The organism is Bradyrhizobium sp. LeoA1Lang, assembly GCF_055413685.1.
The window spans coordinates 1-3,765 of record NZ_JBVAPG010000327.1 but is presented as its reverse complement, the minus strand read 5'-3'; the positions used below and the strand labels follow the sequence as shown (position 1 = coordinate 3,765).

Annotated in this window: 3 protein-coding genes; 2 read left to right on the top strand and 1 reads right to left on the bottom strand. The window is 58.6% G+C overall.

Annotated elements, in window-relative coordinates; translation table 11 throughout:
- Nucleotides 1-98: 98 nt before the first annotated feature.
- Nucleotides 99-494 carry a hypothetical protein gene (locus ACZYOF_RS42790; RefSeq protein ID WP_463719498.1) on the bottom strand — a complete coding sequence of 132 codons (396 nt, stop codon included), beginning with the start codon at nt 492-494 and terminating at the stop codon, nt 99-101.
- Nucleotides 495-3,044: 2,550 nt separating this feature from the next.
- On the opposite strand from ACZYOF_RS42790, the gene ACZYOF_RS42785 reads away from it, so the two are divergent.
- Both ACZYOF_RS42785 and ACZYOF_RS42780 read left to right on the top strand, forming a co-directional pair.
- The gene (locus tag ACZYOF_RS42785) at nt 3,045-3,191 is read left to right on the top strand and encodes a hypothetical protein (RefSeq protein WP_463719497.1); all 147 of its coding nucleotides are present in this window, start codon (nt 3,045-3,047) and stop codon (nt 3,189-3,191) included.
- Nucleotides 3,191-3,765 (top strand): shikimate dehydrogenase family protein (locus tag ACZYOF_RS42780; protein ID WP_463719496.1); only part of this gene is annotated, 575 nt, incomplete at its 3' end. The genes ACZYOF_RS42785 and ACZYOF_RS42780, both read left to right, overlap by 1 nt.

Sequence of the window (3,765 nt, the reverse complement as noted above, 5' to 3'; positions counted from 1 at the left end):
ATCAGGCTTCGTGGTAGGTTGCCTCATGGCGTAGTCTCCAGTCCGACGCTTCAACGCCGGACGATTCGAGGTTGATCACCCCGGAGCCTACGCCAACCCTAATTCCAACCAACTCCGCGACGGGACCTGCTGGTTGTTGGAAACATTGTCAGTTCAGAGCCGCGCGCAAGAAAGCGCTCCAGCGAAAATGGCGGCAAGAAGCCACGATGCTCCATTACTGCAAAGAGCGCCACTGCACCTTGGCAAGAACTTAAAATGAAGCGATCTCTGTTGGGGTCGCTTGGCTTCAGTGGATCGATGCGCAGAAATCGAAAAAACAAGCAGTAGAGAATCTCGATCAGCGAAAGAGAGGAACCGATATGTCCACCGCCAGCATTTCGAATCGTGCCTACAGTGCGAGCACGAAGCGAGCTGCAGAGCAGTTCATCTTCTCTCTGCATTTCCATAGCTGATGGGAGTTTCGTGGCGGCTTCGGGGGGCACGATCTGCTCCATACGCTCAAGACCTTACAAAATTGACGCATTGGCAACCATCAGACGGCAAAGCCATCGGCTCACGCCCAACCTGTCTCGACGTTCGCTCCTGCTTTTGACGCACCAGCTGCGAGAGCTTCGCCTCCTGGTGTCCGAGCGTTTCGGTTCTTCAAGGCCAGGCCGACTCCGCCGACTCGATCTGCTGGAACGGCTCGTTATCGTCTAGCGCAACGGTGTCAAGCAGCACCTCATGACGTAGCACCAACATGTCAAAGGCCGGCTGCAGACTCGACTCGTCCGGCTGGCCGCGAAGCCGACGCCCCATTTGGATCCGACAGGTCTCCCTGCCGCCCTCCAGATGCGATGGGAACCAACACCGCTGCTGCGCATAGAACAGCGGCACCCGCGATGACGTGGCAGTGCTTCAATCGGCGAGACTGCAGTCAACCGTCCAGAGTCTATGGCATTGATTTGCATCAATCGAGCAAGTTCCATGCGAAGTCCTGAGCCGTTGACTGGAAATCGCCATGGTCGTAACGGCTCCTTCACCGTTTTCCAGCAATCGGCGTGCCGCGAAAGCGGTCGCGCGAGCGTTGCTTGAAGAAGGCAGCGGCATGTGCTTCGCCGCAGCATCGGCGGAACAGTTGGAGCCTACTGTCGGACTCCAGACGTCAACGTCTTCAACCGGCCACGGTTGGACACGACAATCCGAATGGTCAAACGACGACAGTCGCGCTCCTCGTACTAAACTCCAACGTCTGCTCGCGGATGGCGTCCCCAATGGCGACCTCACGATCGAAGCGCGAGGTATCGCAACATTACCTGGTGTCATTCGACTTGCGGAGCGGTATCCAGTGCCGAGGACGCTGTTCGCCCCCATACGTACGGAGACCGCCTCGCAACGATAATTTAGTCCTGCGGTGAAATTCGCGTGAGAAGTGATACTTCAGTGTGCTACGGGATGCTGATCCCTATGACGTTCGAACACGATGGCGACGTTACGCGGCCATCGCGGCGTCAAGCTTCGGCATGAAAGGCAGTCTAGTCGCGTCACGGTCTTTTAACTGAAGCCGCACATATCCCGTCCTGTTCGCGGCCAAGCAAACCCACACGCGAAATAAGCATAACCTGGCAAGTGTCGGCATGGCCCGCCGACTTTCTTCAACCAGGCTCATGATCAATATTTCGTGCCGAGCGCCTATCCTGCCAATCAGCAAGCAAGCTTCGCCGCCACATTTGAGCGCGCTACCCCGAGAGCCTCGCAAACCTGTTTCATCGGGCGTCCTTCGGCAATGATGGCGAGCGCGCAATCCATTTTTTGGGCCCCGTCAGGCATGGCTTCGACCTCGTCTCCTCTTGTCCAGAAACCGCTGCAGCTCGGGAACCTGACGACGGCAATTTCGTCTTCGCCTCGCTGCCCAATTGCAGATCTTAATTCGTCCGCGCTGCCTTCCAACTCTCCTTGAACATGGCCAACTCCGTAGATGGCGACTGCAACGAACAATGGCGATCACGGGGACCCCATTTCTTGCAGGCACGGAGAAGCTCCAAGGATCAACTTGATGTCAATGTGCGCGGCGGTTGGCCCTAACCAGATCACGGCCGTGAGCGCGACGGCGATATCGGCGACATCGCGGATGGTTACCCGTTAGGAACTCGTTTCGTCTCCCCAGCAGCTTGTAATGAACGCCCGCGCCAGTGCTTGGAAGCCCGCTAGTGTCAGACGCCTCTGCTGCAGCGCTCGCTCGTAAAGGCGCGCCATGACCTCCCTGAACGATCTTGACCATCGCTCTGTGTTGTCGTGTTCAGCAGTGTTCGGTCAAGACTTATGTCCGCAACTCGAGACTGATGCTCAAGTATTCCGAAGGCGTGGCGCGAAGCGCATGCTTTTACCCCTCAGCAGGGTCTGCACAACGTCCTCGGTGGCACGCCGATTGCTTGGGGGCACGGTGAAAGTGCGGTCCGGCCGAGTGACGCACTGCTTTGGGTGCCGCAGTCGTTCGGCCAGCGGCGGCTTTGATATCTGTCACGCCTGGAGGACAGCGTTCGATCTGGAAGCCGGCCCCTCTGGCCGGTGGAGGTGCAACCATGGCAAATGCCATACTTTATGCTAGGCAGGAAAGTGATTAGCGTTGCGTCGAGCTGAGCGCCGCCCGCGACGATGGAGGTGCGAGGAGAAGGTCCGAATAGTGGTGGAGCGCTTTTGAGCGGAGTGCGAATATCTTCGAGGTGGCACGAGTCAATGGCGCCGCCCGCAAGCGGCTCACGCTCTGGCAAGCCGCAGCTATGGAGAATGTCGTATAGCACCGCTCGTCGTCTCGACCGCTCACTGTTCCGAAACCTCGCCACCTGCAGATGAGTCCGCGATCACAATCGTCTCGTCATCCTCGGCCCGATCGGCACCGGCAAATCCTGCCTGGACTGCGCGCCCGGCAACGGAGCCTGCCGCGATGGCATCTCCAAGAGTATCTGCGGCGCACATCTTGGCGTCGCCGCTCCCGATACGACCCGCATGAAAACACGCGAAAGCGACCCGAGCGCCAAGACTGCAAAGACATTTGCGATGCTGTCGTGAGGGTGGAGAGCACGGGCCATCTTGAGCTGACGGCGGCCGTTCCTGCCGTGCTCGTCTTGCTCAAGGAGGCCGTGAAGGCCCCAGTTAAGCATTCAGCGATCTACGAGCTCGCCTACCTGCTCACGGCCGAGGAGGTCGCCTGATGCACAAGATCGTCGATGGCTCGACGCAAATCCTTGGCATCGTTGGAGATCCGATCCGGCAGGTTCGCGCACCGGAAGTCTGGAGCGCTCTGTTTCGTGCAAATGGTTTCAATGCTGTCTGCGTCCCCCTGCATGTCAACCCCACCGAATTGAAGACCTTCTTGACGGGATTGCGAACGATCCAAAACATGGCAGGTCTGATCGTCACCATCCCGCATAAGCTCGCGGCGGTGCATCATGCGGACATCCTTACAGAACGGGCACGTCACGTGCAGTCTGTGAACGTCATGCGGCGTGACGAGGACGGCCGCTGGCGTGGAGACATTCTCGACGGCATCGGCTTCGTCAAGGGATTGCTGAGCAGAGGTCAACGCGTTGAAGGACGCCGCGCGCTCGTGGTTGGTTCAGGAGGGGCTGGCACTGCGATCGCCTTCGCCATTGCAGAGGAGGGTGCCGTCCGAAAAGCGGTTGGAATTGAAAGTGGCGTAGTCTCCGGGGTGATCAACCTCGAATCACCCGGCGTTGACGCGCCGGGCTGGAGACCACGCCATGACAAGCGTTACCACGAAGGCTT